This is a genomic window from Paragemmobacter kunshanensis (genome assembly GCF_011059185.1).
Taxonomy (GTDB): Bacteria; Pseudomonadota; Alphaproteobacteria; order Rhodobacterales; family Rhodobacteraceae; genus Paragemmobacter; species Paragemmobacter kunshanensis.
The window spans coordinates 46,656-73,611 of sequence record NZ_JAALFE010000015.1; the positions used below are offsets into that span (position 1 = coordinate 46,656).

A 26,956-nucleotide genomic window follows, 5' to 3' on the forward strand; every position below is an offset into this window, starting at 1 on the left:
GCACGCTGCAAATGGCCCCGAACAGAAGGAAACGACCCATGGCTGAGTTTGACGTCATCATCATCGGCGGTGGCCCCGGCGGCTATGTCTGCGCCATCCGCTGCGCGCAACTCGGCCTGAAGACCGCCGTGGTCGAAGGGCGCGAAACGCTGGGCGGCACCTGCCTGAACGTGGGCTGCATCCCGTCGAAGGCGCTGCTGAATGCCACCCACCACCTGCACGAAGCCCATGAAAACTTTGAAAAAATGGGCCTGATGGGCGCGAAACCCACGGTCGATTGGGCGCGCATGCTGGGCTACAAGGACGATGTGATCGGCCAGAACACCAAGGGCATCGAATTCCTGTTCAAGAAGAACAAGGTGACATGGCTCAAAGGCTGGGGCAGCATCCCCGCCCCGGGCCAGGTCAAGGTGGGCGACGAGGTTCACAGCGCGAAAAACATCGTGATTGCAACGGGTTCCGAATCCTCCCCGCTGAACGGCGTCACCATTGACGAGAAAACCGTCGTCACCTCCACCGGCGCCCTGACATTGGAAAAGGTCCCCGGCAAGCTTGTGGTGATCGGTGCAGGCGTGATCGGCCTTGAAATGGGCAGCGTCTATGCCCGCCTCGGGGCCGAGGTGACGGTTGTCGAATATCTCGACGCCATCACCCCCGGGATGGATGCCGAAGTGGCCAAATCCTTCCAGCGCATCCTGCAGAAACAAGGGCTCAAGTTCATCCTCGGCGCGGCTGTGCAGGGCGTGGACGTCTCGAAGAAGGGCGCCAAGGTCCGCTACAAGCTCCGCAAGGATGACAGCGACGCCACGCTCGACGCCGACACCGTCCTCGTGGCCACCGGCCGCCGCCCCTATACCGCCGGTCTGGGGCTGGAGGCGCTGGGGGTCGAGATGCTGCCCCGCGGCCAGGTCAAGACCGACGCGCATTTCTCCACCAATATCAAGGGCCTCTATGCCATCGGCGATGCCATCACGGGCCCCATGCTCGCCCACAAGGCCGAGGATGAGGGGATGGCCCTGGCCGAAATCCTCGCCGGCAAGGCGGGCCACGTGAATTACGGCGTCATCCCCGGCGTGATCTATACCACGCCCGAAGTCGCCAGCGTCGGCAAGACCGAAGAGCAACTGAAAGAGGAAGGCCGCGCCTACAAGGTCGGCAAGTTCTCCTTCATGGGCAACGGCCGCGCCAAGGCCGTGTTCCAGGGCGAAGGCTTCGTCAAGCTCCTGGCCGACAAGGCAACCGACCGCATCCTCGGCGCGCATATCATCGGCCCCGCGGCAGGCGACCTGATCCACGAAATCTGCGTCGCCATGGAATTCGGCGCCTCCGCTCAAGATCTTGCGCTAACCTGCCACGCCCACCCCACCTATAGCGAAGCGGTGCGCGAGGCGGCCCTTGCCTGCGGCGACGGCGCCATCCACGCCTGACCGGAACCACAGGGTCAGGCCCCTTCGTCTCGGCCCGAATACCCAAATCCCGGCCAGCAATCCACGGCAAGGCCCGGAACATGCGCCAAGGGGGGTGCGGGGGGACGCCTGTCCCCCCGCCCTTACCTCTGCCGCAGCGCATCCCCCAGGGCAGGCAGCACACAGGCGGCCGCCAGCACCGCACATGCGGAAAACCCCCATCCCGCCTCCACCCAGCCGAAGAGCGGCGTCGCGACGAACATCGCAAGATAGGTCACCCCGGAATTCAACCCCAGAACCGCCCCCCGCCGCGCCGGATCAAGGCCCGCCAGCCGCCCCACGATCAGGTTCAGCCCCAGATGGTTGATCATCCCCCAGCTCAGGCACCCCGCCACCAGCGCCCAGCCCTGCCCGGCGACCGTGGCCAGCACCAGGTATTGCAAGACCAGAACGCCATAGACCCAGGGGGCCACCCGCCGCGCCCCGAACCGGTCGATCCACGGATCGCCCAGCGAGGCCAGCCCGAACCCGATCCCATAGACCAGCGGCACCGTCCCGACCATCCAGACAGCCCAACCAAGCCCTGCCTGCAGATGCGGTGCGACATAGGCATAAAGCCCATAGAACGCCGCCATATAGCCCCCCGCCACAGCCAGCGCCGACCCGATCCCCGGAACGCGCAGGCCCGCCCAGGGACTGGCCCCTTGCGCGGCCCGCACCTCTCCCATCCGCGGCGACACAGCCAGCGCCAGCAGCACCAGCAGCCCCAGCCCGGCCAGAACCCCATGCACGGCCCGCCACCCCGCGACATCGGCGATCAGCGCAGCGGCCGAGGCGCCAAAGACCAGCGACAGGGTCCACCCCATCAGGACCCGGCCCAGAAAGGTGCTTTCGCGTCCCTTCGGCGCGATCTCGGCCGCCAGCCCATAGGTCGCGGGCAGCGCCACACCCGAGCCCAGCCCCGCCACGGCCTGCGCCATCCAGACGACATGCAATGTCGGCGCGGCAGCCGTTCCCGCCATCCCCAGGACAAGCACGCAAAGGGCGATTGCCAATGCCCGCGACAGGCCGATCCGGTCCGCGAAAGGCGCAATCCCCACCGCCGCGCCCGCCGTTCCCGCCCCGAAAAGGGATGCGGCGACAAGCACCTCCTGCGCCTGTGCCCCACCGAAACCGCGCCCGATCTCCAGCGCGATGGGCGACAGGGCCAGCGAATTGGATCCCACGATGGTGACAGCCGCCATCAGCAGCAGAAGCGGGGGAAAGCGCATGTTCAGATCATCCTGCCAGATGCCGCAGCCCTTGCGTCACATCCGTTCGAACCGCCAGCCGCAACCCCGGTTCGTCCCCCGCCTTCAGCGCGGCAAGGATCATGCGGTGATGCTGCGGCGGCTCCTTCCGGCGCAGCCGGGAATAGAGGGCACGCATCGTGGGCCCAAGCTGCAGCCAGACGGTTTCGCAGATCGCCAGCATCGCCGGGGCCTGCGCCCGCAGGTAAAGCGTCCGGTGAAACTCCAGATTGGTGCGCACATAGGCCACGGCATCCTGCTTCACCACGGCCTCTGCGTTCAGGGCATTGATCGCGGCCAAACGCTCGATCAGCGCGAAATGCGCGCGCGGCAAGGCGCGCGCGGCCATTTCCGGCTCCAGCAGCGCCCGGATCGCGGCAAGTTCCTCGATCCTTTCGGGTGTCAGTTCGGGCGTCGAGATCCGCCCCGACGAAGACAACGTCAGCGCGCCCTCCGCCACAAGGCGCCGCACCGCTTCCCGGGCGGGCGTCATGCTGACGCCGAACTGCTTGCCAAGCCCGCGCAGGGTCATCGCCTGCCCCGGAGGCAGTTCGCCATGCATCACCTGCTGTCGCAGGGTGCGGTAAAGCCGCTCATGTGCGGCGGCGTTCGGATCGGTCTGACGCGGGGTTATCGGCATGGATGCAGCCAAGCATCGGCAGGCCGAAGAAATCAATCCCCGAAACGATACTGGTGCAGCGCCTGGCCAGAGGAATGCAGCCATTTCCGCTGCTCCTGCCAGCCGGGGCAAAGCCTTTCGACCACCGCCCAGAAATCGGCGGAATGGTTCATTTCCACCATATGCGCCACTTCATGGGCAGCCACGTAATCCAGCACTGTCGGGGGCGCCATGACAAGCCGCCACGAATACATCAGCGCCCCGTCCTGCGCACAGGATCCCCAGCGGGAACGCGTGTCGCGCAGGGTGACGCGCTCGACCCGGCGTCCGATCAGGGCGGCGTAACGGTCCGAAGCGGCCACCAGCCTTTCCCGCGCCAGGGCGCGCAGAAAGGCCCCGGTCCGCGCCCCGATCTGCCCGGGATCGCCAGGCACCAGAAGCGAATCGCCTTCGCGGCGCACCGTCCGCCCCGCCGCGCTTTCCAGTCGCAGGAACTGCCCTTCGACCGGCACCACAGACCCGATCCCGACCCCCTCGCGCAGCGGAATCTCGGCCAGGGCAGACCGGATCCACCCTTCTTGCGAACGGGCAAAGGCCATGGCTTCCGACTCCCGCGCCCGCAGGGGCAGCGACAGCGTCACCCGACCGTCAAGCCGCGACACGCGCAAGGAAAACCTTCGCGCCTGCGCAGACCGCTTCAACCGGATCTCGACCGGGGGGGCCCCGGGAAGGACAGGCATTCGCCACCTCTTGCTTGTTGCGTGCAGGATAACCACTTGCCCCTTGCGCGCAACGCTGCAAAAGCCTTTGACACCCGCCTTGCCTTGTGGCAAGCGACCTCGACTCCGGACCTACCATCCGACCAACGACCAGCCTGAACAAGGGGACGACAATGCCCAATCCTGAATGGGGCACGAAGCGCATTTGCCCGACGACCGGCAAGCGTTTCTATGACCTGAACCGCACGCCCATCGTTTCGCCCTATACCGGCGAAGTGGTCGATATCGAATCCGCGCGCCGCAAGATGGCGGCAGCGGTGATCAGCCGTGCCGTGCCGGAAAAGGACGATGACGTTCTCGTCGATGATCTGGAAGCGGATGATGATCTGCTGGAAGCCGGCGTGTCCGACGATGCGGAACTGGACGATGATCTGCTCGAAGACGACGCGGATGACAACGTCTCCCTCGACGATCTGGCCGATGTCGCCAGCGACGAGGAAGAAGTCTGAACACTGGCTGTAAGGGCGCGGAAAAAGGTGCGATTTTCCCCTTGCACCCCACCGCGCCCTCCACTAGACAGCCCTCATTGAAGCGGTAACGCTTCAGACCTCCGGTGGGGCCATAGCTCAGATGGGAGAGCGCTTGAATGGCATTCAAGAGGTCGGGAGTTCGATCCTCCCTGGCTCCACCAATTCATCCCTTGATGTGAATCTCTGGCGATCATGGCCAGATGGCGCCTTCCGGGCGCTGCACACCCTGGCCGCGCAGGCCTGCTGAGCTGCAGCGTTTCACCTGTCCGTCAGCCAGGTAGCCGCAGGAAAATTCCGTCAGATCAGGAGTTGCGCGACGTGCTGGCCGTGGCCCTTGGGGGCTTGATCAGCCTTCAGCGACATGTGGAAGACCATGGGCTTGCGCGTGGTTGGCTGGGGGCCCTCACAGGGCCCCCGCAGGCTCAGAAACTCTGCCCCAAGGCAAGGAAGACCAGGGGCGATGTCGCCCGCCCGCCGGCATCATCCCGCGTCCGATAGCGCAGGCCAACGTCCAGGGTCGCCCGCTCGGCCACAAGACGGCTGTAGGTTGCCCCGACTTCGGTCTCTTCGACCCGCTCCGATGGCGCGTCGCTCACTTCCCAGCTGAAATCCAGAAGCATGGAAGACTGCGCATTGATGCTCCGCTCCCAGGCGAGGGCAAGCGACGTGTCGACGGTCGTCTCGGCGGCGGCAGCGTCGTATGAGACCGCCCGCGCGACGGACAGGGTTACTTCTCCGTCAGGAAGCTCCTGCGTCAGGTCCAGTCCACCGATCACATCGGTTCCGCCCAGATCCGAATTGGTTGCCCCGATCCGGGCCACCAGAACGGCGCTGGGGAAATCGTAGCTGCGCGAAAGCTCAAGCGTCGTCCTGTCTTCGGTATCGCCGGTGTCGAAGGTCAGCACGGCCGAAGCGGTGCCGGTTGGCAACAGGAAATCCAGCCCGGCTGTCGTGGTCGTGGTGTCCGTCACGACGCCGCTATCTTCCACCTCACGCGTGCTGCCCAGGCTCAGCGTGCCGGTCAGCACTTCGGAAAAGCGCAGGCGCGAACCAAGGGTCAGGCCAAGCGTATCGCTTCCGATCAAGCCGGGATCGACCGTGTTTTCATACTCGGTCGCATCATAGGTCCCCACCACGAAGATGCTGACGGGCGATGTCCGCAGCGCCTCGTAGGTGATTGTCGCACCATAGTCGATCTGCGTCCCCACGGCATCGGCATCGGCCAGATCATCTGTCAGGTCCGCGACATCGCCACGCAGATACCGGCCCGTCACGCCAAACAGGGCATCGGGGATTTCGCGGGTATAGGCCACTGTCACTTCGGGGCGGTCGAACTCGACCTCCGTTCCCGTCGTGGAGGGGGAATTCTCGATCACCAGCGCGCCGGAAGCGGTAAAGGCGAAACGGTCCAAAGGCGTCTCGCTCAGGATGCCGAAGGTCAGCGTCGTCGCCGAAATGGCGCTGGACCCGTCGGCAGGCACCGCAAGATCCACGTTCCGCCCGTATTCAAAGCGCTGTTCCACATCAAAGGTGAACCGCACGCCACCGGCATCCTGCGCATGCAGCGGGCCTGCCAGAAGGCAGGCCGTTGAAAGCAGAAACGCGCCGCGAAGGGATGTCCTTGCCTGCATGGCCCCGATTACTCGAACAGGCGGCGTTGCGGAACGACGATCACATCGCCATCGACAAGCCGGGTCGAACCGAAGTTCGAAGCACCCCGTTCGATCGCATCATAGTCGACGGGATAGATCTTCTCGTTCCCCGCCTTGTCCACGCGGCGCAGCTGGATCCGCTTTTCGGCCGCGAAGGGCGACAGGCCACCGGCCGCCGACAGCCCCTGCAGCAAGGTCGACCCCGGCGGAACCTCTACCCGGCCGGGCGTGTTTGCCGCACCAAGGATGAAGATGTCGATGGTCCGCTCCGGACGGTCAATGCGCTCGGCCAGCGAGGCCAGCGACACATAGACCGTGGGCGGCGTGGCAAAGCTGGGCGACAGCCGGGCTGCCACATCTTCCTGCACTTGCTGCAGCGTGCGACCTGCAGCGCGGACAGAGCCGATCTGCGGGATCGAGATCTGCCCGTCCGGAAGGATCAGCGCCTGCCTCGTAAGGCTGCCGTCCTCCAGAACCTCGATCTGGATGCTGTCCCCGCGCTGAAGACGGTAATCTTGTGCAACAGCCTGAGATGCAAGAAGCGGCATCATCAGGACCGCCATCAACGTCTGCAGAATCTTCATCTTGCTTCCCTTCCCTACTTCCGGGCGCGACTTGCTTGGATCGTCCCGCTCCGGGCAATTGGCAACCTGCCGGATCCTAGATCAGGCAATAGCCCTTCCGAAGCCCGGGCAAAAGTTTTTTTTAACACTTTCTAACCGCACAGGGGCCAAAGTCCGATGCACTGCGCCCCCAAAGCCGCATTTCCGCGCGACCGAGGGCTCGGACCAGCCCGCAGCCTTGGCCGGACTTGTGGCGCATCATGCCGCAATGCGGCAATTGTGCCCCCGAAATGCACCTGTCCTGCCTTGCTGAGGGCTACCTTCGCGACGTAAACTCACAACCGGACTTGCTCTCGCGGAGTGGGGCAACACCAGTTCCGCGCTCTTTTTCCTGACGGAAGGCGGTCATCATTCCGCCATAGAGTATCGGCATTTCCACCGCCCGTCGGGCAAGTACCGTGTCGTATCAGTTTTCTCCGTTTACCCAGTCTTCAATGTGATGCCTGCCGCCCCCTGCAGGCATTTGGGAACGATCAGAAGGTTCATATGGATACGGGTGAAACCCACATCGCCATCGTCGGGATGGCGGCGCATCTTCCGGGCGCACCGGACATCGGTCGCTATTGGGAAAACCTGCGCGAAGGGCGCTCTGCCGTCCGCCGCCTGTCGGAGGAAGAGTTGATCGCCGCCGGCGAAAGCCCGGCCATGCTGAAGAACCCCGCCTATGTGCCTTTCGCAGCACCGCTCGAAGGTTTTGATCGTTTCGACGCCGAGTTCTTTGGCTTTTCCCCGAAGGAAGCCGCGATCCTTGATCCTCAGCACCGCCATTTCCTCGAAACCGCCTGGGAGGCGCTGGAAACGGCCGGCCATCCGCCTGAATCCTTCAAGGGGCGCATCGGTGTCTTTGCCGGCTGCGGGATGGGCAGCTATTTCTATTTCAACCTGTGTTCGAACCGGTCTCTGGTTGAAAGCACCGGGATGTTCCTGTTGCGCCATACGGGCAATGACAAGGACTTCCTTTCTACCCGCGTCAGCCACATTTTCGATCTGAAGGGACCGTCGCTGTCGCTTCAGACGGCGTGTTCAACCTCTCTCGTCGCTGTCCATTACGCCACCCAGGCCCTGCTGAACGGCGAATGCGACATGGCCCTTGCCGGCGGCGTGACGATCGAACTGCCGCAGAACCGCGGCTACATCTACAAGGAGGGCGAAGTCCTTTCGCCCGACGGAATGTGCCATGCCTTCGATCATCGCGGTCAGGGAACGGTCTTCGGATCCGGCGCGGGCACCGTCGTACTGCGCCGTCTGGAAGACGCGATTGCCGATGGCGATCACATCTGGGCTGTCATCCGGGGAAGCGCCGTCAACAATGACGGGGCCGCCAAGGCGGGCTACCTTGCCCCCTCGGTCGAGGGGCAGGCAGCCTGCATCGCCGAGGCATTGCAGATCAGCGGCGTGACCGCCGACACGGTGGATTACATCGAATGCCACGGGACCGGCACCTATCTGGGCGACCCGATCGAAGTCGCAGCCCTGACCGAAGCCTTCCGCCGCACCACCGCCGAGACCGGCTTTGCGCGTATCGGCAGCGTCAAGACGAATATCGGCCATCTGGACACCGCCGCGGGCGTCGCCAGTCTGATCAAGGCCACCCTGTCGCTGCATCACCGCCAGTTGCCGCCCAGCCTGAACTTCGAAAAACCCAATCCGGCCATTGATTTCGACAACAGCCCCTTCCGCGTGAATGACCGCCTTTCCGACTGGCCGCGCCGCAAGGGGCCGCGTCGGGCCGGGATCAACTCGCTCGGGGTCGGCGGCACGAATGCCCATGTGATCCTCGAAGAGGCGCCAGAGGTTTCCGCCTCCGAACAAAGCGACTGGCCCTTCCAACTCCTGACCCTGTCCGCCCGAACGCAGACAGCCCTGAACGAGGCCTCGCAGCGGCTGGCCGCCCATCTGCGCGCGCATCCGGAACAGCCATTGGCCGATATTGCCTACACCCTGAAGGAAGGTCGCCGCGCTTTCGAACATCGCCGGGTCATCGTCGCCGCAGATCACGCCGAAGCGGCTGCGATGCTCGAAGCCGCAGATCCGCGCCGCGTCTTCACGCAGCGCCGCGTGGGGGATCATCCCGACGTTGTCTTCATGTTCCCCGGCGGCGGCGCGCAATACCCCAACATGGCGCGCGATCTTTATGAAACCGAGCCGGTCTTCGCAGAATGGATGGACAAGGGGCTCGACATCCTCGCCGGTCTGACGACCGAGGATATCCGCGCCCTCTGGCTGCCGGAACCCGGGGCCGAGTCTGCCGCAGCCGAGCGGTTGCGCCGTCCCTCCCTGCAACTGCCGCTGATCCTGATCGTGGAAATCGCGCTGGCCCGGCTTTGGGAAAGCTGGGGCGTTCGCCCGGCTGCCCTGATCGGCCATTCCATGGGCGAGAATGCCGCGGCCTGCATTGCTGGCGTGATGACGCTGGAAGGCGTGATCGGCCTCGTCCATCTGCGCGGCAAGCTGTTCGATACCGTTCCCGCGGGCGGCATGCTTTCGGTGCCGCTTTCCGAAGCGGCCCTTGCCCCCTATCTTGGCGCTCTCGACATTGCATCGGTCAATGCGCCCGAACTTACCGTGGTGTCCGGTCCGGATGCCGGTCTGCAATCGCTGGCCGAACGCCTCAAGGCCGACGGGATCGACACCACGCGCATCGCCATCGACATCGCCGCGCACAGCAAGATGCTGGAGCCGATCCTTGCGGATTTCCGCGCGCATCTTGCTGGCATGACGCTTTCAGCCCCGCGCATTCCGATCATCTCCAACCGCACGGGCGAACCGCTTACCCCGGCCGAGGCAACCAGCCCTGATTACTGGGTCGCCCATCTGCGCGGCACGGTGCGCTTTGCCGCCGGGATCGCGACGCTGCGGAAGACCGCGGATCGCGTCTACCTCGAGGTGGGCCCCGGCCGGGCGCTCTCGACGCTGGCGCAGGCAAATGGCGTGATGGGGGGGCAACCCGTTCCGTCCAGCCTGCGGCATCCGGATGACAAGACATCGGATGATCGGCATTTCATCGCGACGCTCGGTCGCCTCTGGGCCTGCGGGGCAAATCCCGACTGGTCGCAGATCTGGGGGGAGGCCCGCCGCCGTCGGGTGCCGCTACCCACCTATCCGTTCCAGCGCGCGCGCTATTTCGTGGAACCCAGCCAGCAGACCACGATCGAAGTGGCCGATGTCCTGCCTGCCCGCCATTCCAGCGTGGCCGATTTCGGCTATCGCCTTGCCTGGCGCGCGGCTCCGTCCAACTGCCTTGTGGACGTGGAAACCGATCTTGGTCCCGCGCTCACATGGCTTGTCTTTGCCGATGACGCGGGTCTGGCGCGCGGGGCCGTGCAGCGGCTGCGGTCTGCGGGGCATCGTGTCATCACGGTGCATGCAGGAGACGCGTTTTCCCGCACCGGCGAAGGCACCTATACCCTGGCGCCCGAGCATGGGCGAGAAGGCTATGATGCGCTGCTGGCCGATCTGGCGATGCGCGAACTTGTGCCGGACCGGATCGCGCATTTCTGGCTGGTCACCGATGCCGAGACGTTCCGTCCCGGCTCCAGCTTCTTCCACAGGAACCTTGAACAGGGCTTCTGGAGCCTGTTCTTCCTGGGTCAGGCGATGGGCGAGGCCGGGCTGAAACCGCTGCCGCACCTGTCCGTCTTCACGTCTGGCGCGATGCAGGTGCGCAACGAGGCCCTGCCCTATCCGGAAAAGGCCACCATCGCCGGCCCGACCCGCGTCATGCCGCGCGAATTCCCGGGGCTTACGGCGACGCTGCTTGATGTCGGCATGCCGAAGGACAAGCGCGGCATCCCTGCGGAAACGATCTCCTTCGTGCTTGAGGAAATGCTGGCCACGCCAGGCAACAGCGTGGCCGCCTTGCGCGGATCGCGCCGATATGAAACGCGCCTGACTCGTGACGCGCTGCCCGATCCGGCAGAGATCCCGGAAGGATCCGTCTGGGTTGTCACCGGCGGCTTCGGTGGCATCGGCGTCACGATTGCCGAACGCCTCCTGCGCGAAAGAAAGGCAAAGATCGCGCTGATCGGCCGGTCGCTTCCCGCGCCCGAAAGCCTGCGCGCGGGCGTCCTGTCACGGCTGCAACGACTGGGCGAGGTCGCCCCCTTCGCGGCGGATGTCTGCAATCCCGAAGACATGCGCAGCGCCCTTGATCAGATCCGCGCGCGGTTCGGCCAGATCCATGGCGTGATCCACGCCGCTGGCACCGTCGATGATGCGCCGCTTCTGGGCAAGGATGCAGGTGCGGCCGAGGCGGTGCTTTCGCCAAAGGTCCACGGCACCAAGCTGCTGGACAATCTCTTCCCGGATGGCAGCATCGCGCATCTCGTGCTGTTTTCCTCGACCTCCACCGTGATCGCACCGGCAGGGCAATCCGATTACGTGGCCGCGAACGAATATCTGAACGCCTTTGCCAAATCGCGCAGCGGCGGCAAGACCAGGGTGACCGCGATCGACTGGGGCATCTGGTCCAGCATCGGCATGGCTGCCGACGCCGCCGCGCGGCGGCAGGGCGAAGCTGCCGCCGAGTCCCCCTTGCCCGGGCTGCCGATCCTGGAACGCATGGCCCGCACGCCGGAAGGCGCGCGTTTCTCGACAAGCCTCTCCACTGCCCAATGGGTGATGGATGATCACCGCCTGAAGGATGGAACGGCCATCCTGCCGGGGGCAGCCTGGCCTGAAATCGTGGCAGAGGCACTCTCTTCCATGGAAGAGGGCACCGCCTTCACCCTGACGGGACTGACCGTCTTCCGCCCCATCCGGCTCGAGGCAGACGCCCCCCGCGATCTGCGCGTCACACTACTGCGCGAAAAAGGCGGACAACACCGGCTTGAGGCACGGACGCGCGAAACCGCAGGCTGGGCCCTTGCCGTCGAAGCCGAGATCGCCCCCGCTGCAACCCGCGCGGACAGTCTTGATCTGGCGGCCATCCTCCTGCGCTGTCCGAACCGGCAGCTGGCACGCGATGGCGTCGCCCTGCCCAGCGCGCAGGAAGACCGGCTTGCCTTTGGTCCGCGGTGGCAGGTCCTCCGCAGCACCGCCCTTGGCGAAGGAGAGGGACTCGCAACCCTGTCCCTGCCCACCCATGCCACGGCAGACACGGCAACCTGCGCCTTGCATCCTGCACTTTATGACATTGGCACGGGCTGGGGGCTTGCCATGCTGCCCGACGCCCCCGAAGGCGAGATCTGGGTTCCGGTCACATCGGGAACGGTAACGGTTCTGGCACCCTTGCCCGCCGAGATCCGCAGCTGGGCGCGCCTCAAGGGCCAACCCGGGCAGGATACCGCCAGCTTTGACGTGACGCTGACCGATCCTTCAGGCCGTATCCTTGTCGAAGTCGAAGGGATCACCTTCCGTTCGGTGGCCGCAGAACAGGTTCTTGCCCGCCCGGCAGCCCCGACACCTGCCGAAGTGATCGCCGATGGGGATGGCCCACGCGCGCAATCGCCCGCTGAACTGCGGCTGCTTCAGGCGCTCGAAGATGGCATCCGTCCTGCGGAAGGGGCCGAAGCCTTCCTTCGGGCTCTGACCGTCGGTCAACCGCAGGTGCTTGTGTCTTCCCTGGATCTGGCGGCCCTTGTGCAGCAGGCAGATCAGGCCGAACGCCCGGCCGAATCCGAAGGGCCCGGCTTTGCAAGGCCGGAACTTGAGACCGCCTATGTCGCCCCCCGGACCGAAGTCGAACGCACGCTCGTCGGTTTCTGGTCCGATCTTCTTGGGGTTGGAGAAGTCGGGGTCGAGGACGATTTCTTTGCCCTTGGCGGCCATTCCCTGATTGCCGTGCGCCTGTTCGCGATGATCCGCAGGCAGTGGAAGCTGGAATTCCCGATCTCGATCCTGTTCGAGGCCCCGACGATCGCCCGCTGTGCGGCCCTGATCGCCGAACGCATCGGACCCGAGGATGAGAAAGCCGCAGATCCGACGGCGAAAGCCAATCCCGCCGGGCCGAAGTTCACGCATCTTGTCGCCATGCATGGCGGCGAGGGTGGCAAGAAGACGCCCTTCTTCCTGGTCGCCGGGATGTTCGGAAACGTGCTGAACCTGCGCCATCTCGCCCATCTTGTCGGGGCAGAGCGTCCCTTCTACGGCCTGCAGGCCCGCGGCCTCTTTGGTGATGCGGCCCCCCATGACACATTGGTCGAGGCGGCCACCGATTGCATCGCCGAACTGCGCCAGATCCAGCCGCACGGCCCCTATCTTCTGGGTGGCTTCTCGGGCGGTGGCCTGACGGCATGGGAAATGGGGCGGCAGTTGCGTGCCGCAGGCGAAGAAGTCGCGCTGGTCGTCCTTCTCGACACGCCGATGCCGGTGCCGCCACCTCTCAGCCGTGCGGACAGGGCGCTGATCAAGCTGGCCGAGCTGCGCGAAGGCGGCCCGCGCTTCATCGCCGAATGGGCGCGCCGCCGGATCGAGTGGGAACGCTCCAAGAAGGCGCGTGCCGCGGGCGAGCCTGATCCCACGGTGCCCTCTTTCCACAATGCGGCCATCGAGGCCGCATTCCGACGCGCGATCGGTGTCTATCAGCTTGAGCCATGGCCCGAAGGCAATGTGGTTCTTTACCGCCCGCCCCTTGATCGTCACTGGAAGGTGACGGGCGGGAACTGGGTGAACCGGGAACGCGACTATGTCTTCGCCGACAACCAGTGGACAGCCTTCGCCCCCCGGATCGACGTGATCGAAGTCCCCGGCGACCATGATTCCATGGTTCTGGAGCCGAATGTAAGGGTGCTTGCCGCACGGCTTCGCGCAGCCCTCGCCCAGGCCGAAAGCGGCCAGACTGCCGGATCCGACGACCAACGCAAGCTTGCTGCTGAATGACAGGACAAGACCAGATGCCCCTTTCCGCTCTTCTCATCGGGAATGAAAGCCTCACCGCCGAATGCGGGAACTCCTGGCAAGACCGGGGTCACACCATCAGCGCGGTGATCACCCGAGAGCCGAAGGTCGCCGAATGGGCGACCGGGCATGGCATCCGGGTGATTGCGCCTGGGGCAGGGCTGGCAGGACGTGTCGCCGGGCTGGCGGTGGACTGGGTGCTGTCGGTTGCCAATCTGTCGCTCGTTGCGCCCGAGGTTCTGGCCTGCGCCCGCCAAGGGGGCGTCAATTTCCATGACGGCCCGCTGCCGGGATATGCCGGGCTGAATGCGCCTGTCTGGGCGATGCTTGCCGGAGAGACGCAGCATGGCATCACCTGGCACCTGATGACCGCCGGCATTGACGAGGGCGAGGTGCTTGCAACCCGAATGTTCGACCTTGCCCCGGACGATACGGCCTTCACGGTGAATGCGCGCTGCTTTGCGGCCGCGGTGGAAAGCTTTCCCGAAGTCATGGCCGCGCTGGAAGCCGGTGGTCATCCCCGCCAGCCGCAGGCCGCGGGGCAGCGTCGGGTCTTCTATCGGGCGGATCGCCCCGCCGCTGCGGCGCGACTGGATTTCAACCAGCCGGCAGAGGCCGTAATCCGCATGCTGCGCGCGCTTGACCATGGCGGATACCGCAATCCGCTTGCCGTTCCGAAGATCGAGGTTTCGGGAAGGGTGCTGGCAATCGGTTCGGGCGAAGTCGAAACCGGCGCAGGCCAGCCCGGCGATGTTCTGGAGGCGACCGAGGCCGGTCTTGTCGTGGCCTGTGCAAGCGGCGCTGTGCGCCTTTTCGGGCTGTGCGACATGGGCGGCGCGCCTGTCTGCCCGCGAACCCTGAGGGTGTCGCGGATCGATTCGCCCACGGACGAGGCAGCGCAGCGCCTGACCGCCATTCTGCGCCCGATTGCAGAGGCCGAACAGCATGCCCGCAGCCTGCTCTTGCGCAGCGATCCGCTGGACCTTGGCTCTGCACCGGGTGCGGCCGCAGACTGGCATGCCGTCCCGCTTGATCTCGCCGGGGCGAGTGTCGCGCGCGCGTCCCTTGCCCTCTTGCGCGCAGCAGGCAGGACCGGGGGCGATCTCGTCGCTTCCGCCGGGCCGTCGCCTGCACCCGGCTATGTTCTGCCATGGTATCCCTTGCGACTGGTCGCCAGCGGCGCTGCAGGCGCGGCCGAGGCCGCCGCCACGCGGGCCATTGACGCGGCACTGAAGGCAGGGGGACTCGCCGCCGATCTCGCCCTGCGCGAGCCTGGCATCGGGACGCTCGCCCCCTTCCCGGTTGGCCTTTCGTCGATGGATGCGCCTGTGGAAGGCACGGCACTGACCCTGTCCTTCGGCCCCAAGGGTGCAACCCTCTGGCATGATGCGTCCCGGATGGATGCCGCGCAGGCCGGGACGATTGCGCAACGGGTGACGCGGCTTTCTGCCGCCATTGCCGCTGCGCCCGATGGCGAGCTTGCGGCGATGTCCGCCCTTGCACCGGAAGAACTGGCCGCCTTGTCAGGCGCCCTCGCTGCAACCGCCAAGGACTATGATCGCAACCTGACGATCACCGCCGCCGTCCTGGCCGAAGCGGCGCGCCGTCCGGCCCATGTGGCCGTGATCGCAGGCGGCACCAGACTGACCTATGCCGAGCTTGTCTCCCGCGCTGCGCGCATCGCACATCTTCTGCGTGGCATGGGCGTGAAACGGGGCACGCTTGTCGGCCTGGCCTGCCACCGTGGCGCGGACATGATCGCCGCCGCGCTGGGCATCCAGATGGCTGGCGGTGCCTATGTGCCAATGGATCCGGCCTATCCTGCCGATCGCCTCGCCCTTTACGCCGAAGATTCCGGCGCGCCCGTGATCGTGACGGAATCCTCGGTCGCCCCAGCCCTTCCCGAAGGCCCGGCGCGACTGATCCTCGACACCGATACCCGCTTGTCGGTCGCGCCCGAAATCCCGCCATCCGAGGGGCCGCTGGCCGAGGATCTGGCCTATGTCATCTATACTTCAGGCTCCACCGGGCGCCCCAAGGGCGTGATGGTGACCCATCGCAACGTGATCAATTTCTTTGCGGGAATGGATGACGCCGTGGGAAGCGAGCCCGGGACATGGCTTGCCGTAACGTCGATGTCCTTCGATATCTCCGTGCTGGAACTGTTCTGGACATTGACCCGCGGCTTCACCGTCGTTGTTGCGGATGATGCCGCAAGGCTCAGCCCTTCGGGCGGGCCGGCGGTGGAAGTCTCGGATCGCGGGATGGAATTCAGCCTGTATTACTGGGGCAATGACGGTGGGTCGGGCCCCAAGAAATACGAACTCCTGCTGGAAGGCGCGAAATTCGCCGACAGCCACGGCTTCTGTGCCGTCTGGACGCCAGAGCGCCACTTCCACGCCTTTGGCGGCCCCTATCCGAACCCCTCTGTCACCGGGGCCGCAGTCGCGGCGGTGACGCGGAACATCGGTGTGCGCGCGGGCAGCTGCGTGGCCCCCCTGCATCACCCCGCCCGGATCGCCGAGGAATGGGCCATCATCGACAACCTGACCAATGGCAGGGCGGGCCTTGCCATCGCCTCCGGCTGGCAGCCGGACGATTTCGTCCTGCGCCCCGAGAATACCCCTCCCGCGAACCGGCAGGCCATGCTCGACTCGATCACCACCCTGCGCCGCCTTTGGAAGGGCGAAGCGGTGGAATTCCCGCGCAAGGATGGCAGCCCCTTTGCCGTCGTCACCCAGCCGCGCCCGGTTTCCCCTGACCTGCCGGTCTGGGTAACCACCGCAGGCAACCCGGAAACCTGGCGCGATGCCGGGCGCCTGGGCGCGAATGTGCTGACCCACCTTCTGGGACAGTCGATCGCCGAGGTGGGCGACAAGGTGAAGATCTACCGTGCGGCCCTGGCAGAGGCGGGCCACGATCCTTCGGCGTTCAAGGTAACGCTGATGCTGCACACCTATATCGCGGCAGATCGGGAAGCCGCTCGGGAAACGGCGCGCGGCCCGATGAAGGATTACCTGCGCAGCGCGGCCACGCTGATCAAGCAATACGCCTGGGCCTTTCCGGCCTTCAAGAAACCGCAAGGCATCGCCAATCCGATGGAAATCGACCTTGGCTCCCTGGATGCCGAGGAGTTGGAAGCGATCCTCGACTTCGCCTTCCAGCGCTATTTCGAGGAGTCCGGTCTGTTTGGAACGGTCGAGGATTGCGTGACCCGCGTCGAAGAGGTGAAGGCGATCGACGTGGACGAGGTCGCCTGTCTGATCGACTATGGCATTCCTTCCGCCAAGGTCCTGGAAGGGCTGATCCCGCTGGCCGAGGTCCTGCAGCGCGCCAATGGATCCGCCGCGTCCGACGGGTCGCTGGCCGGGCTGATCCGCACGCATCGGGTGACGCATATGCAATGCACGCCCTCGATGGCGCGCATGCTGTCCGAAGATGACGGCGCGCGCTCGGCCCTGCAGGGGCTCAGACGCCTGCTCGTCGGCGGCGAGGCCCTGCCCGGCCGGCTGGCAACGGATCTCTCCCGATTGATCGACGGACCTGTGCTGAACATGTACGGCCCGACCGAAACCACCATCTGGTCGTCGGTGGAAAGCACAAGCGGCGCGGAAGGGACGGTCAATATCGGGCAACCCATCGCCAATACGGCGCTGTATGTTCTGGACCAGGAGGCCAACCCCGTGCCGGAGGGTTCGGAAGGGGAACTGTGGATCGGCGGTGAAGGCGTCGCCGCCGGTTACTTCAAGCGTGATGACCTTACCGAAGAACGCTTCCGCCCCGATCCCTTCGCAGGCCGCGGGAAGATGTATCGCACCGGAGATCTCGTGCGGCGGCGGCCGGATGGACGGCTCGATTTCCTCGGACGGGCGGATCATCAGGTGAAGATCCGCGGTCATCGCATCGAACTTGGCGAAATCGAAGCCGCGCTTGATGCGGCGCCCGGCATCCGCCAGGCCGTCGTGATCCCCCGCGAAGATGTTCCGGGGGACGTGCGCCTAGTTGCCTATGTCACGCATGATGGACCGGTGGATGAAGCCGCCCTTCGTGCAAGGCTTGCGGAAAGCCTGCCAGACGTGATGGTTCCCGCACATGTCGTCGCGCTGGATGCCTTCCCGCTTACGCCGAACCGCAAGGTTGATCGAAAGGCCCTGCCTGCCCCTGCCCTGCACCGGCCTGCAGCCCCGCCGCCAGAAACGGCGCTGTCTCCGGGCGACAGTGTCGAAGCGGCCATCGCGGAAGTCTGGGCAAAGGTTCTGGGGATTCCCTCGGTCGGTCGATCCGACAATTTCTTCAGTCTGGGCGGCCACTCCCTGCTGGCGGTGCAGGCACATCGCGAACTCAAGGTGCGGCTGAACTCTTCGCGGCTGGCAATCACGGATATCTTCCGCTTTCCGGTCCTGTCCTCGCTGGCGGCGCATCTTGGTCAGGCAAGCGCGCCGGTCCAGGCGGTTGAACCCGCAGGACGGCTCGAGACCATCGGGGCATCCCCGGCGACGGCGACCCCGGATCGAAGCGACGCCATGGCACGCCGGAAAGCCATGCGCGAAGCCCGCGAAAAGGCACAAGGCTAGGGGTGGAAATATCCCCGAAGGCACAGGCACTCATTGCCGCCCTGACGGAGCTTTTTCCGCAGGGCGTGGCCGTGGCCGCCCTGCCGGTTGCGGATACATATCCGGCCCTTCACGGATCCGAGGCCGGGGCGATCGCCGGTGCCGTGCCCTCTCGCCGGGCTGAATTCACCACAGGCCGGACCGCCGCGAGGCTGGCTCTGGCCCAACTCGGGCATGGCGCGACGGCGATCCCCGCCGCGCCTGACCGCCTTCCCATATGGCCGACCGGCATCTCCGGCAGCATTGCGCATTCAGCGGGATACGCGGTTGCCGCCGTCCGGCATGGCGCATCTCTCGGCCTTGATATCGAGGCGGAGGCGGGGCTTGAATCGGACCTCTGGCCCCTTATCTGCAATAAAGATGAACTAGACCTTTTGCCGATCGATGCGCGGGGCTGGTTCGTCCTTCAGATATTCTCGGCCAAGGAAGCCGCCTACAAGGCGGTGTATCCCTTGACCCGCAAGGTGATCGGTTTCGATGCAATGACAGTCAGGCTGAACGGGGACAGGTTCATCGCGCGTCTCGAACGGTCGCTGGGGCACTTTTATGCCGGGCACGAGTTCCACGGCCGTCTGCGCCGCGTCGAAGGGATGATACTGACCGGGGTCGCGCTATGAAGAACCCCGCCCTTCTTGTCGCCGGTGCGGCGCTGCTTGCAACCGTGGCGGGCGCCTTGTGGTGGCGTATGGGATCGCCCGCGCCCATCCCTGTCCTTGCCGGCCTTGACGATGCGAAGATGGCATCCCTCTATGCCAGCCCGCTTCCCGTCATCGACCGCCCCCTGTCGGTCTTCCATATCGGGCACAGCCTGGTAAACCGCGACATGCCCGCGATGCTGGCGCAACTTGCCGGAGAAGGGCATCGGTACGAAAGTCAGCTTGGCTGGGGCGCGCAACTGCAATCGCACTGGGGCGACAGCCCCGTGAACGGATTCGAGGCCGAGAATGCCCATCCCCGCTATCGCGATGCCCGCGAGGCGGTGAACAGCGGCGATTACGATGCGATCGTCCTGACCGAGATGGTCGAGATCCGCGATGCCCTGCGCTATTTCGACAGCGCAAGGTATCTCGCCCAGTTCGCAGAATCCGCCCTTGCCGCAAGGCCGGATGCAAGAATCTACCTGTATGAAACCTGGCATCCGCTCGATGATCCTGAAGGCTGGCTGGAGCGGATCGATGCGGATCTCGCGCGCTATTGGGAAGCAGGCATCCTGCGTCCGGCGCTCTTGCACCTGCCCGAGGGCAGCCGGATTCAACTGATCCCGGCGGGCCAGGCCTTGGCGGCGCTGGTCCGCACCATCGAAGCCGAGGGAGGCGTGGGCAATGTGACCGACCGGCGCGATCTCTTTTCGGACCAGATCCACCTGAATGATCTGGGCAACTACTTCATCGCCCTGGTCCACTACGCTGTCCTTTACGGAAGTTCACCGGAAGGATTGCCGCATGAATTGAAGCGGGCCGATGGCACGGCCGCTGATGCGCCTGCGCCGGAAACAGCCCGCCTGATGCAACAGATCGCCTGGCAGGTGGCGCGCTCCACCCCGCTTACCGGCCTCGCACCCTGACAAGGCGGCAGGGCATCCCCTGCCGCAATCTGCCGTCTCAGGGCGCACCGCGCCGCTTGAGGACCGCAAGATTGATCTCCGGTTGATGCGTTACAACCTCGAAGACCTGGTCGAAATCGTTCTTCTCCACCCAGCGGGCAATCCCGTGCCAATCCGCCAGATAGATGATCTGGCTTTTCGAAACGTAGTTGAGGATGTCACCCTCTGTCTGCAAGGCAGCGAGGGCTTCGGGATTGACCTTTCCGTCCAGGTTGATCGTGCGGTCATGCCAATAGCCCAGCGTTCCGGTCTGAACCGCCCCGACCCAGACATCGGAGGGCACGTTGGCCTCGATCCAGTCGACAACCTGGAAATGCCCCTGCCCATTGGCCCCGGGAAGGAAAGGCCGTCCCAGAAGCGCCACGGACAGCACCACCGCCGCTACAGAGGCAAGCCGAAGGACCGTGCGCCACCGCTCACCCGTCACCGCACGGAACAGGTCCATCCCGCACCAGAGCGCGGCAATGATCAGAAGCGGGGCAAGAACGGAAAGATAGCGGCTTACGAAATGCGGGGCGCCGAAGTTCAGGCCGTAATAGGCCGACAGGGCTATTCCATGCAGGACATAGGCGATCACCACAAGCCGGATCGTGCCACCCTTGATCCAGACGGCCCGAAGAAACCATCCCATTACGCCAAGCACCACGGCCGCACATCCCCAGATCACGAAGGGCGAATTCTCCATGCTGGTGGGAACCGGCAGCATCGGGAACATGTGTTCGAAAAGCTTGATCGGTATCAGGTGCAGGTTCTGCCCGAAGGTCGCGCCAAAGGCCTGCGACCAGCCACTGATCGGCACGATGGAGCCGAAGTTCACCTTGTTGTTGATCAGCCAGGGCGCGGCGATCAGAAGGCTCAGCACACCGGGGGGGACCAGTCGTCCCACGGTGCGTGCAATGCCAATACCCTGCCGGAACAGGCTGTCCAGGGCCCAGACGGCAAAGATCGCCGTCACGAGGAACGCGCCATCGTTGCGCGCAAGGAACGTGATCCCTGACAAGGCGCCCAGTGCCAGGCAATCCCGCATCGAGACAGTGGCACCTTTTTCCAGAACCTGCGCAAACTTCAGAAGCGCCAGAACGGCGACGAAGGTATAGATGCCGGTTTCAAGCGCGTTCATCGTGTGGTCCAGCAACAGCGGCCCGACGAACCACAGCAGCGCAACAAGCCATGGCCAGACCGGATCATCGTCGCGCGGCGCCAGCACGCGGGCAGCAAGGGCCCTTACGACGAAGACCCCCCCGACGGCGGCCGATGCAGCGATAAGGTGGATGCCCACAAGACTTTGCACCTTGTCGCCCCCGGTCAGCCAATAGGGAACGGCGAAGAGAAAGGTCGCCAAGGGCTGCACCCCGTTTGTGGGGATCGTGCCATCGGAAACCGACATGCCCAGACCGATGGCCATGTTCCGGGCCACGGTCAGCATCAGATAGCCATCTTCGGTCATGAAGAACTGGGAAAGATAGGGCTGCCCCGCCACGATGGGAAACAGTCGATAGACCAGCCCCAGGATCAGGCCAGCATAGATGAAGGACATGAGAGAACGGTCAGACATGGAACCCCACAGAAGGTCGCAGAACGTGAACGGCAAAAAGCCCGTTAATCATGGTTTCTAAATGACGGCCGCATGGCCCAATCCGAACCATCGACGGGAAACTGCGCCCCAATCGGCAGGCTTGGCTGTTGGAGCTGGACCTGAACCCTCATGACCAGACCCCTGCACCGATCACGATCCCCACGCTCAGCAGGACAACCAGCCAGCTTGGCCAGTCGCGGGCGGCAAACACGATCGGATCATCCGCCATCCAGCCGCGGTGCGTCATCAGGACCATTCGTCCGATCCAGTACAGCAACAGCGGACAGATCAGCCAGAGCATCTCGGGCATGCTGTAAAGCCGGAGAACATCCTCGCTGCTGATATACAAGGCAAACACCACAACCGCGGAAAAGCCCGAAACCAGAGCGATCTCGCGCAGCAAGGGCAGGTCTCCGGCTTCGTAGCCCCGTGCCGCTGGTTTTGTTCCGGGGGCCTGCTGCACAAGTTCGGCCTGACGCTTCACGGCAGCCAGGGCCAGGAACAGGAACATCGAAAACCCGAGCATCCATGGCGAAAGCCCGACGCCGGATGCCGCTGCCCCGGCGACAATCCGCGCGGTGTAAAGACCGGCCAGTGTCAGCACATCCACCAGTGCCTTCCGCTTCAACCAGAAGGAATAGGCGAAGGTGACAAGGTAATAGGCAAGCAGACTCGCCAGAAACACGGGTGGCGTCCAGATCAGCGCGATCAGCACCGCCAGCACGACAAGAACAGGGGCCAGCACCACGCCAAGGGAAATCGGCAAGGCACCCGAAGCGAAAGGCCGCGCCCGCTTGCGGGGATGCGTCCGATCCGCCTGAAGATCCACAAGATCATTGATCAGATAGACACTCGAAGCCGTCAGGCAGAATGCCACAAAGGCTGCAAGGGCCGCGGGCAGGGCTGTTACATCATGGGCTGCCAGCATGGGCAGGAAGATCAGCACATTCTTCGACCATTGATGCGGTCGCAGGGCCTTCATCAACGCGCGCATCCGGTCCAGGCCATTCGACGGCGAAAGATGCAGAACGTTCGGATTGGCCGCCTCTGCCGCCTGCCGCAAGGCGCCTCCCGCGCCCAGCGTCACCGCGATGCGGGCGGCCGACCAGACGGACAGATCCGTCCGGGCGTCGCCGACATAGTCAAAGCCCTTCTGACCATAGCGCCGAACCAGAAACTCTGCCTTGGCCTCCCCGCCAAGATTGCGCCCCCCTGACGCCTCTCCGGTTCCATATGCGTCGTCGAACAGCCCCAGATGGTCTGCGACGGCGTCTACCTGTCTCTGTTCGGATGCCGATACAAGTGCCGTCCGGCGGCCTTCCTGGCGGGCATCCTGCAAGATCTCCAGCACGGTCGGATCATAGGAAAGCCCCTGCCCCGGCGTGACATGAAGCTGCGCAACCTTGCGCTTGAAGGCTGCCTTGCCCTGAAGCAAGGCTGCAATGACGCCCGGGATATGTGCGGGCCTTCTGGTGACCAGATTGACCAGGCTTTCGTGCAGCGTGTCCGTGCGGCTCAGGGTTCCATCAAGATCGACAACCAGAACCGGGGCACCCACATCCCCACCGACTGCAGGTTCCGCCCTTGGCCGGACCGCCGTGTCGTCATTCTTCATTACACCTGCCGCTCCGAAACCACATTTGACCGCCCGCCTTTAGCACGCACACGGCCTTGTGATAACAATTATTAACTCACGCGCGCCACATCCGGCCCCTTGGTCGATGCGGTGGCGAAAAAGCTTCATTTTCAAGCACGGTTTCGGCCAAACCACGCGATATGACGCCAGACATGCCAGTTCGGCCCAAAGGTCGCCCGGTTTCGGCGGCCCGCGCAACGAAGGCAGGCACAACCTCTGGATCACGCACAGGTCATGCCACGGCGAAGCGCCACTGTGGCCTTTCCTTTGCCAAAATGGTTAATCAAGTTGAATGCGATTGGCATGGAGTGCCCCGAGTGATCGACGTCTTCCGCAAAGTCTTCCTGCTTCTCACGGAGAGGGAACGAAAGCGTTTCTGGCTGCTGACGCTGGTCCTTATCTGTGTCGCCTTGGTCGAGGTTGCCGGCGTTTCCTCGGTTCTGCTGCTTTTGCAGGTGCTGGCCGATCCCGGAGTGGTTGACCAGAATCGCACCCTGTCCGCGATCCATGCCTGGTTCGGTTTTGAAAGCGATTTCCAGTTCCAGCTTACCCTTGCGCTGATCGTGACGGGAATCGTTGTCGGCGGCCTCATGATCAAGGCGGCGGGCACCTATGCCATCCTGACCTATTCCTTCCGTCGCGGGGCCGCGATTTCGCGCCGGCTTCTGGGCGCCTATCTTTCCCAGCCCTATGCATGGTTCCTGGATCGCAACAGCGCCGAGATCGGCAAGAATGTCCTGACCGAAGTCGATGGCCTGGTCTCCCGCGTCCTCACGCCTCTGCTGCGCCTTACAGCCAATACTTTCCTTGTCATTGGCACGATGAGCTTTCTTCTCATTGTCGACCCCGCGGTCACCCTGCTGTCCGGGACGGTCCTCGGTGGCAGCTATGCCCTGATCTACCTGCGTCTGCGCGGCAAGCTGCATCGCAGCGGGGAAGAAATGCTCGCCGCGCTCGCCCAGCGTTTTCGCATCGCACAGGAGGCGACGGGCGGGATCAAGGATGTCAAGCTGATGGGGCTTGAGAACAGCTATACGACCCAGTTCGAAAAGGCCGCCAACAGTTGCGCCCGGGCTCTGATGCGGGTCGGGATCATGTCAGAGCTTCCCCGCTTCCTCCTCGAGTCGATTACCTTCGGTTCCTTGCTTGGCCTCGTGCTTGTCCTGCTTGTGCGCAATGATGGCGATATCGCCGGGATCGTCCCGACGCTGGGCATCTTTGCCTTTTCCGTCATGCGGCTGCTTCCTGCATTGCAGCAGATATACCATGGCCTTGCCACGATCAGGGGCGGGAAGGCAGTTCTCGACGCGATCGTTGCCGACTACGTCGCCGCCCCCCGCTTTGATCGCCAGGCAGGGGCCGATGCGCCTGCGCTGAAACTGGATCAAGGGCTGGAACTGTCAAAAGTCTCTTTCCGCTATGCCAAGGCAGAAAGAACCGCGCTGGACAGGTTGGACATGAATATTCCGGCGCGAACGACAGTCGGCCTTGTCGGCGGAACCGGGGCGGGAAAGACCACGCTTGTCGACCTGATCCTCGGGCTTCTGTCGCCCGATTCAGGCGAAATCCGCGCCGATGGCATCAAGCTGACGGACGAGAACATGGTGCTCTGGCAAAAGAGCATCGGCTATGTGCCACAGTCCATCTACCTGACCGACGATACGATTGCGGCGAACATCGCTTTCGGCATTCCAAAAGACCAGATCGACATGTCGGCCGTCGAACATGCAGCCCGCGCTGCGGCCTTGCATGATTTCGTGATCGCCGAACTGCCCCAGGGTTATGCAACCATGGTCGGCGAGCGTGGCGTCCGTCTTTCCGGCGGCCAGCGACAGCGCATCGGCATCGCCCGCGCCCTGTACCGCAAGCCGTCTCTGCTGATCATGGACGAAGCGACAAGCGCCCTCGACAACATCACCGAACGGGTGGTGATGGAGGCCGTGCAGAACATCCGGGCGGATACGACCATCATCCTGATCGCGCATCGCCTGACCACGGTAAAGGACTGCGACCAGATCTTCCTGATGGAAAAAGGCCGCATCGCCGCCCAGGGCACCTATTACGAACTGGTCTCCGGCAACGAAACCTTCCGGAACATGGCCGTCGGGGAGTGATGTCCCCTTTTCGGGCCTGGCCGGTTCTACCCGGCCTGCCGCTTGCTTCGGCCCTTTCGCCCGCTCTTCTGCATCCAGCCGCCCGGATCACCAGCGGCAGGCCTGGGCGGGTCCATCGCTGGTGTCCCGCGATCAGAGACCATGCCCCAGTTTCTCTTGGGTCGCGACTGGCCGGTCTGGGCTGATACGTCAGCGTCTGGCACGTCGCGGCGCGCGTAGAAACCCGCCAAGGCACCACTGATCAGCCAGGTGACAGGGCCCATCGTCGCATTCGGGATCAGATCGACAAGATTGACGACCATCACCAGCGCAAGGCCCGCCGTCGCCGGTGCGATCGGCACCTTTCTTCTGCCAAGCGCGATCAGGAGGATGGGCAAGGTCATCAAGCCGAACTGCGCCAGATAGCCCAGCCAACCATAAGTCCCGATCAGAAGGATCCATGCGCCATCGACAATGCTCTGGTCCTGGCCGGTCTCCGGATCGAAGATGAGATTGCGCCCCCACGACCCCCAGCCACCCCAGGGCTTCTCGGCGGCACGTTCGGAAAGCGCATCCTCGTTTCGCAACCGGAATTCCAGCGAGGCGGCCCGCTCTGCGCTGACCGATTCCGCAAGTGACAGGATGTCATCCACCGGCACGATCTGTGCGCCCCGCAGGATCGGATACACAAGCACGGCCCCCGCGAGAACTGCCGCGACCAGCACCTGTCCCCGCGTCCCCAGCAGAACCGCCACCGGAATGATCATGACCGCAATGACCAGGGCGCCAAGGCTGTTGGAAAGCGCCAGCACAATGAGAAGATAAAGCGCGGCAAAGATCCAGTGACCGGCGCGCTTGCCCTCGAACAACCGGTGCTTCCACAGGGCGAGCGCCGCCGTCACGGCCATGGCAAAGATGATTGCAAGCCAGAGCCCGTGCAGAAGGAAGACAACGGGACGAAAGCCGCCATCGCGCATGTGCTGCAGGAACTGGTGCGGGAAGAATCCGTAGAAGGTCACATTCAACTGCGGGCTCATCCTGATCTCGAACAGCGTCGGAAGGGAATAGATGAGCATGGCCAGCACCAGTGCCTTGAGCAGCACCACATGACTTTCCACCGTTGCAAAGTGCCTTTGTGCTAGCAGGAAGGGCAGCAGGCCGAAGACGAACCCCCCGATGATCGAGATGGCATCATAGGGCCGCAGCGCCGGCAGGATCAGCGGCCCGTATTGCAGGACTTCGGGGTTGGTGAAGACCGTGATGAAAGGCGATGTCAGCATCACCAGCATCAGCACGGCGATTGGAATTGGCATCTTCAGGCCAAGGGCATCGGCAACGCCATTGAACCGTGCCCTTCCCGTCGCCGCGGCTCCCACCCCAAGAACGACCATCAGCACGACACTGAGAGATGTCAGGCTCTGCTTGTCGATGGGAGGAACCGCCGGAAGGTCAAATCCTGCGCGTGTCGGCAGAAGCAGATAGCCCCCAAGGATCGACCAGATGATCGCCTCGTGGAACGGCAGCCTGCGAAACAGCAGGTAGACGACCACCGGCCAACTGAACAGGACGGCAAAGGCAAAGGCATTGGGCATCGGGCTGGTCGACCTGCCATCTGGCAATTTTAACGAACATTTCCATCATCGCATCAAAGGCTGGCCCCCGTCCACCCTGCTCGCTCCATCGGTGCAGCCATGCATTGTCTGGAAACGGTGAAGGCCAGAAAGGGATCATGTTGCTGCATCCGCAACATGAGGGGCCCG

At 64.2% G+C, this 26,956-nt stretch carries 15 protein-coding genes and 1 tRNA gene; 8 read left to right on the forward strand and 8 right to left on the reverse strand.

The genetic code is table 11. The annotated features are described in order from the left end of the window. The first annotated feature begins 38 nt into the window (after positions 1-38). A complete protein-coding gene (lpdA, locus tag G5V65_RS15015) occupies positions 39-1,427 on the forward strand; it encodes a dihydrolipoyl dehydrogenase (RefSeq protein ID WP_165051623.1) in 1,389 nt (462 codons plus the stop codon). Positions 1,428-1,549: 122 nt separating this feature from the next. Here the strand turns inward: lpdA and G5V65_RS15020 are convergent, their stop codons facing one another. From G5V65_RS15020 to G5V65_RS15030, 3 genes are read right to left on the reverse strand one after another with little or no spacing between them, the layout of a single operon-like run. Next, positions 1,550-2,677: an MFS transporter gene (locus G5V65_RS15020; RefSeq protein ID WP_165051625.1), complete on the reverse strand. Its 1,128-nt coding sequence runs from the start codon at positions 2,675-2,677 to the stop codon at positions 1,550-1,552. 7 nt (positions 2,678-2,684) lie between these two features. Beyond that, a complete protein-coding gene (locus G5V65_RS15025) occupies positions 2,685-3,335 on the reverse strand; it encodes a GntR family transcriptional regulator (protein ID WP_165051627.1) in 651 nt (216 codons plus the stop codon). 32 nt (positions 3,336-3,367) lie between these two features. Beyond that, positions 3,368-4,054 carry a M48 family metallopeptidase gene (locus G5V65_RS15030; RefSeq protein ID WP_165051629.1) on the reverse strand — a complete coding sequence of 229 codons (687 nt, stop codon included), beginning with the start codon at positions 4,052-4,054 and terminating at the stop codon, positions 3,368-3,370. Positions 4,055-4,206: 152 nt separating this feature from the next. Between G5V65_RS15030 and G5V65_RS15035 the strand changes: the two genes are divergently transcribed. Next, on the forward strand, positions 4,207-4,542 hold the full coding sequence (locus G5V65_RS15035; RefSeq protein WP_165051631.1) for a TIGR02300 family protein: 336 nt from the start codon (positions 4,207-4,209) through the stop codon (positions 4,540-4,542). 106 nt (positions 4,543-4,648) lie between these two features. Beyond that, positions 4,649-4,724 (forward strand) — tRNA-Ala (locus tag G5V65_RS15040). A gap of 261 nt (positions 4,725-4,985) precedes the next feature. Here the strand turns inward: G5V65_RS15040 and G5V65_RS15045 are convergent. Together G5V65_RS15045 and G5V65_RS15050 are read right to left on the reverse strand one after the other, a co-directional pair. Next, positions 4,986-6,104, reverse strand: coding sequence for a hypothetical protein (locus G5V65_RS15045; RefSeq protein WP_165051633.1), 1,119 nt, complete (start codon positions 6,102-6,104; stop codon positions 4,986-4,988). Between the two features lie 98 nt (positions 6,105-6,202). Then, on the reverse strand, positions 6,203-6,799 hold the full coding sequence (locus tag G5V65_RS15050; protein WP_165051634.1) for a polysaccharide biosynthesis/export family protein: 597 nt from the start codon (positions 6,797-6,799) through the stop codon (positions 6,203-6,205). 525 nt (positions 6,800-7,324) lie between these two features. Here G5V65_RS15050 and G5V65_RS15055 point away from each other — a divergent pair. The 4 genes from G5V65_RS15055 to G5V65_RS15070 all read left to right on the forward strand — a co-directional run bounded on the left by G5V65_RS15055 (position 7,325) and on the right by G5V65_RS15070 (position 19,852). After that, a complete protein-coding gene (locus tag G5V65_RS15055) occupies positions 7,325-13,657 on the forward strand; it encodes a type I polyketide synthase (protein ID WP_165051636.1) in 6,333 nt (2,110 codons plus the stop codon). A gap of 14 nt (positions 13,658-13,671) precedes the next feature. Continuing rightward, positions 13,672-18,249, forward strand: a complete 4,578-nt coding sequence (locus G5V65_RS15060) for a MupA/Atu3671 family FMN-dependent luciferase-like monooxygenase (RefSeq protein WP_165051638.1) — start codon at positions 13,672-13,674, stop codon at positions 18,247-18,249. A gap of 71 nt (positions 18,250-18,320) precedes the next feature. Next, positions 18,321-18,905 (forward strand): 4'-phosphopantetheinyl transferase superfamily protein, encoded by a 585-nt coding sequence (locus tag G5V65_RS15065; protein ID WP_165051640.1) that lies wholly within the window; start codon positions 18,321-18,323, stop codon positions 18,903-18,905. Then, positions 18,902-19,852, forward strand: coding sequence for a hypothetical protein (locus G5V65_RS15070; RefSeq protein WP_165051642.1), 951 nt, complete (start codon positions 18,902-18,904; stop codon positions 19,850-19,852). Before G5V65_RS15065 ends, G5V65_RS15070 begins: the two co-directional genes overlap by 4 nt. A gap of 37 nt (positions 19,853-19,889) precedes the next feature. Here G5V65_RS15070 and G5V65_RS15075 read toward each other — a convergent pair whose 3' ends face one another. Then, on the reverse strand, positions 19,890-21,446 hold the full coding sequence (locus G5V65_RS15075; protein WP_241250588.1) for a hypothetical protein: 1,557 nt from the start codon (positions 21,444-21,446) through the stop codon (positions 19,890-19,892). Positions 21,447-21,594: 148 nt separating this feature from the next. Beyond that, a complete protein-coding gene (locus G5V65_RS15080; RefSeq protein ID WP_165051644.1) occupies positions 21,595-23,082 on the reverse strand; it encodes a UbiA family prenyltransferase in 1,488 nt (495 codons plus the stop codon). 338 nt (positions 23,083-23,420) lie between these two features. Here G5V65_RS15080 and G5V65_RS15085 point away from each other — a divergent pair, with 338 nt between their 5' ends. Next, a complete protein-coding gene (locus tag G5V65_RS15085) occupies positions 23,421-25,217 on the forward strand; it encodes an ATP-binding cassette domain-containing protein (RefSeq protein ID WP_165051647.1) in 1,797 nt (598 codons plus the stop codon). Positions 25,218-25,243: 26 nt separating this feature from the next. On the opposite strand, the gene G5V65_RS15090 is transcribed toward G5V65_RS15085, so the two are convergent. Continuing rightward, positions 25,244-26,788: a hypothetical protein gene (locus tag G5V65_RS15090; RefSeq protein ID WP_165051649.1), complete on the reverse strand. Its 1,545-nt coding sequence runs from the start codon at positions 26,786-26,788 to the stop codon at positions 25,244-25,246. Positions 26,789-26,956 lie beyond the last annotated feature (168 nt).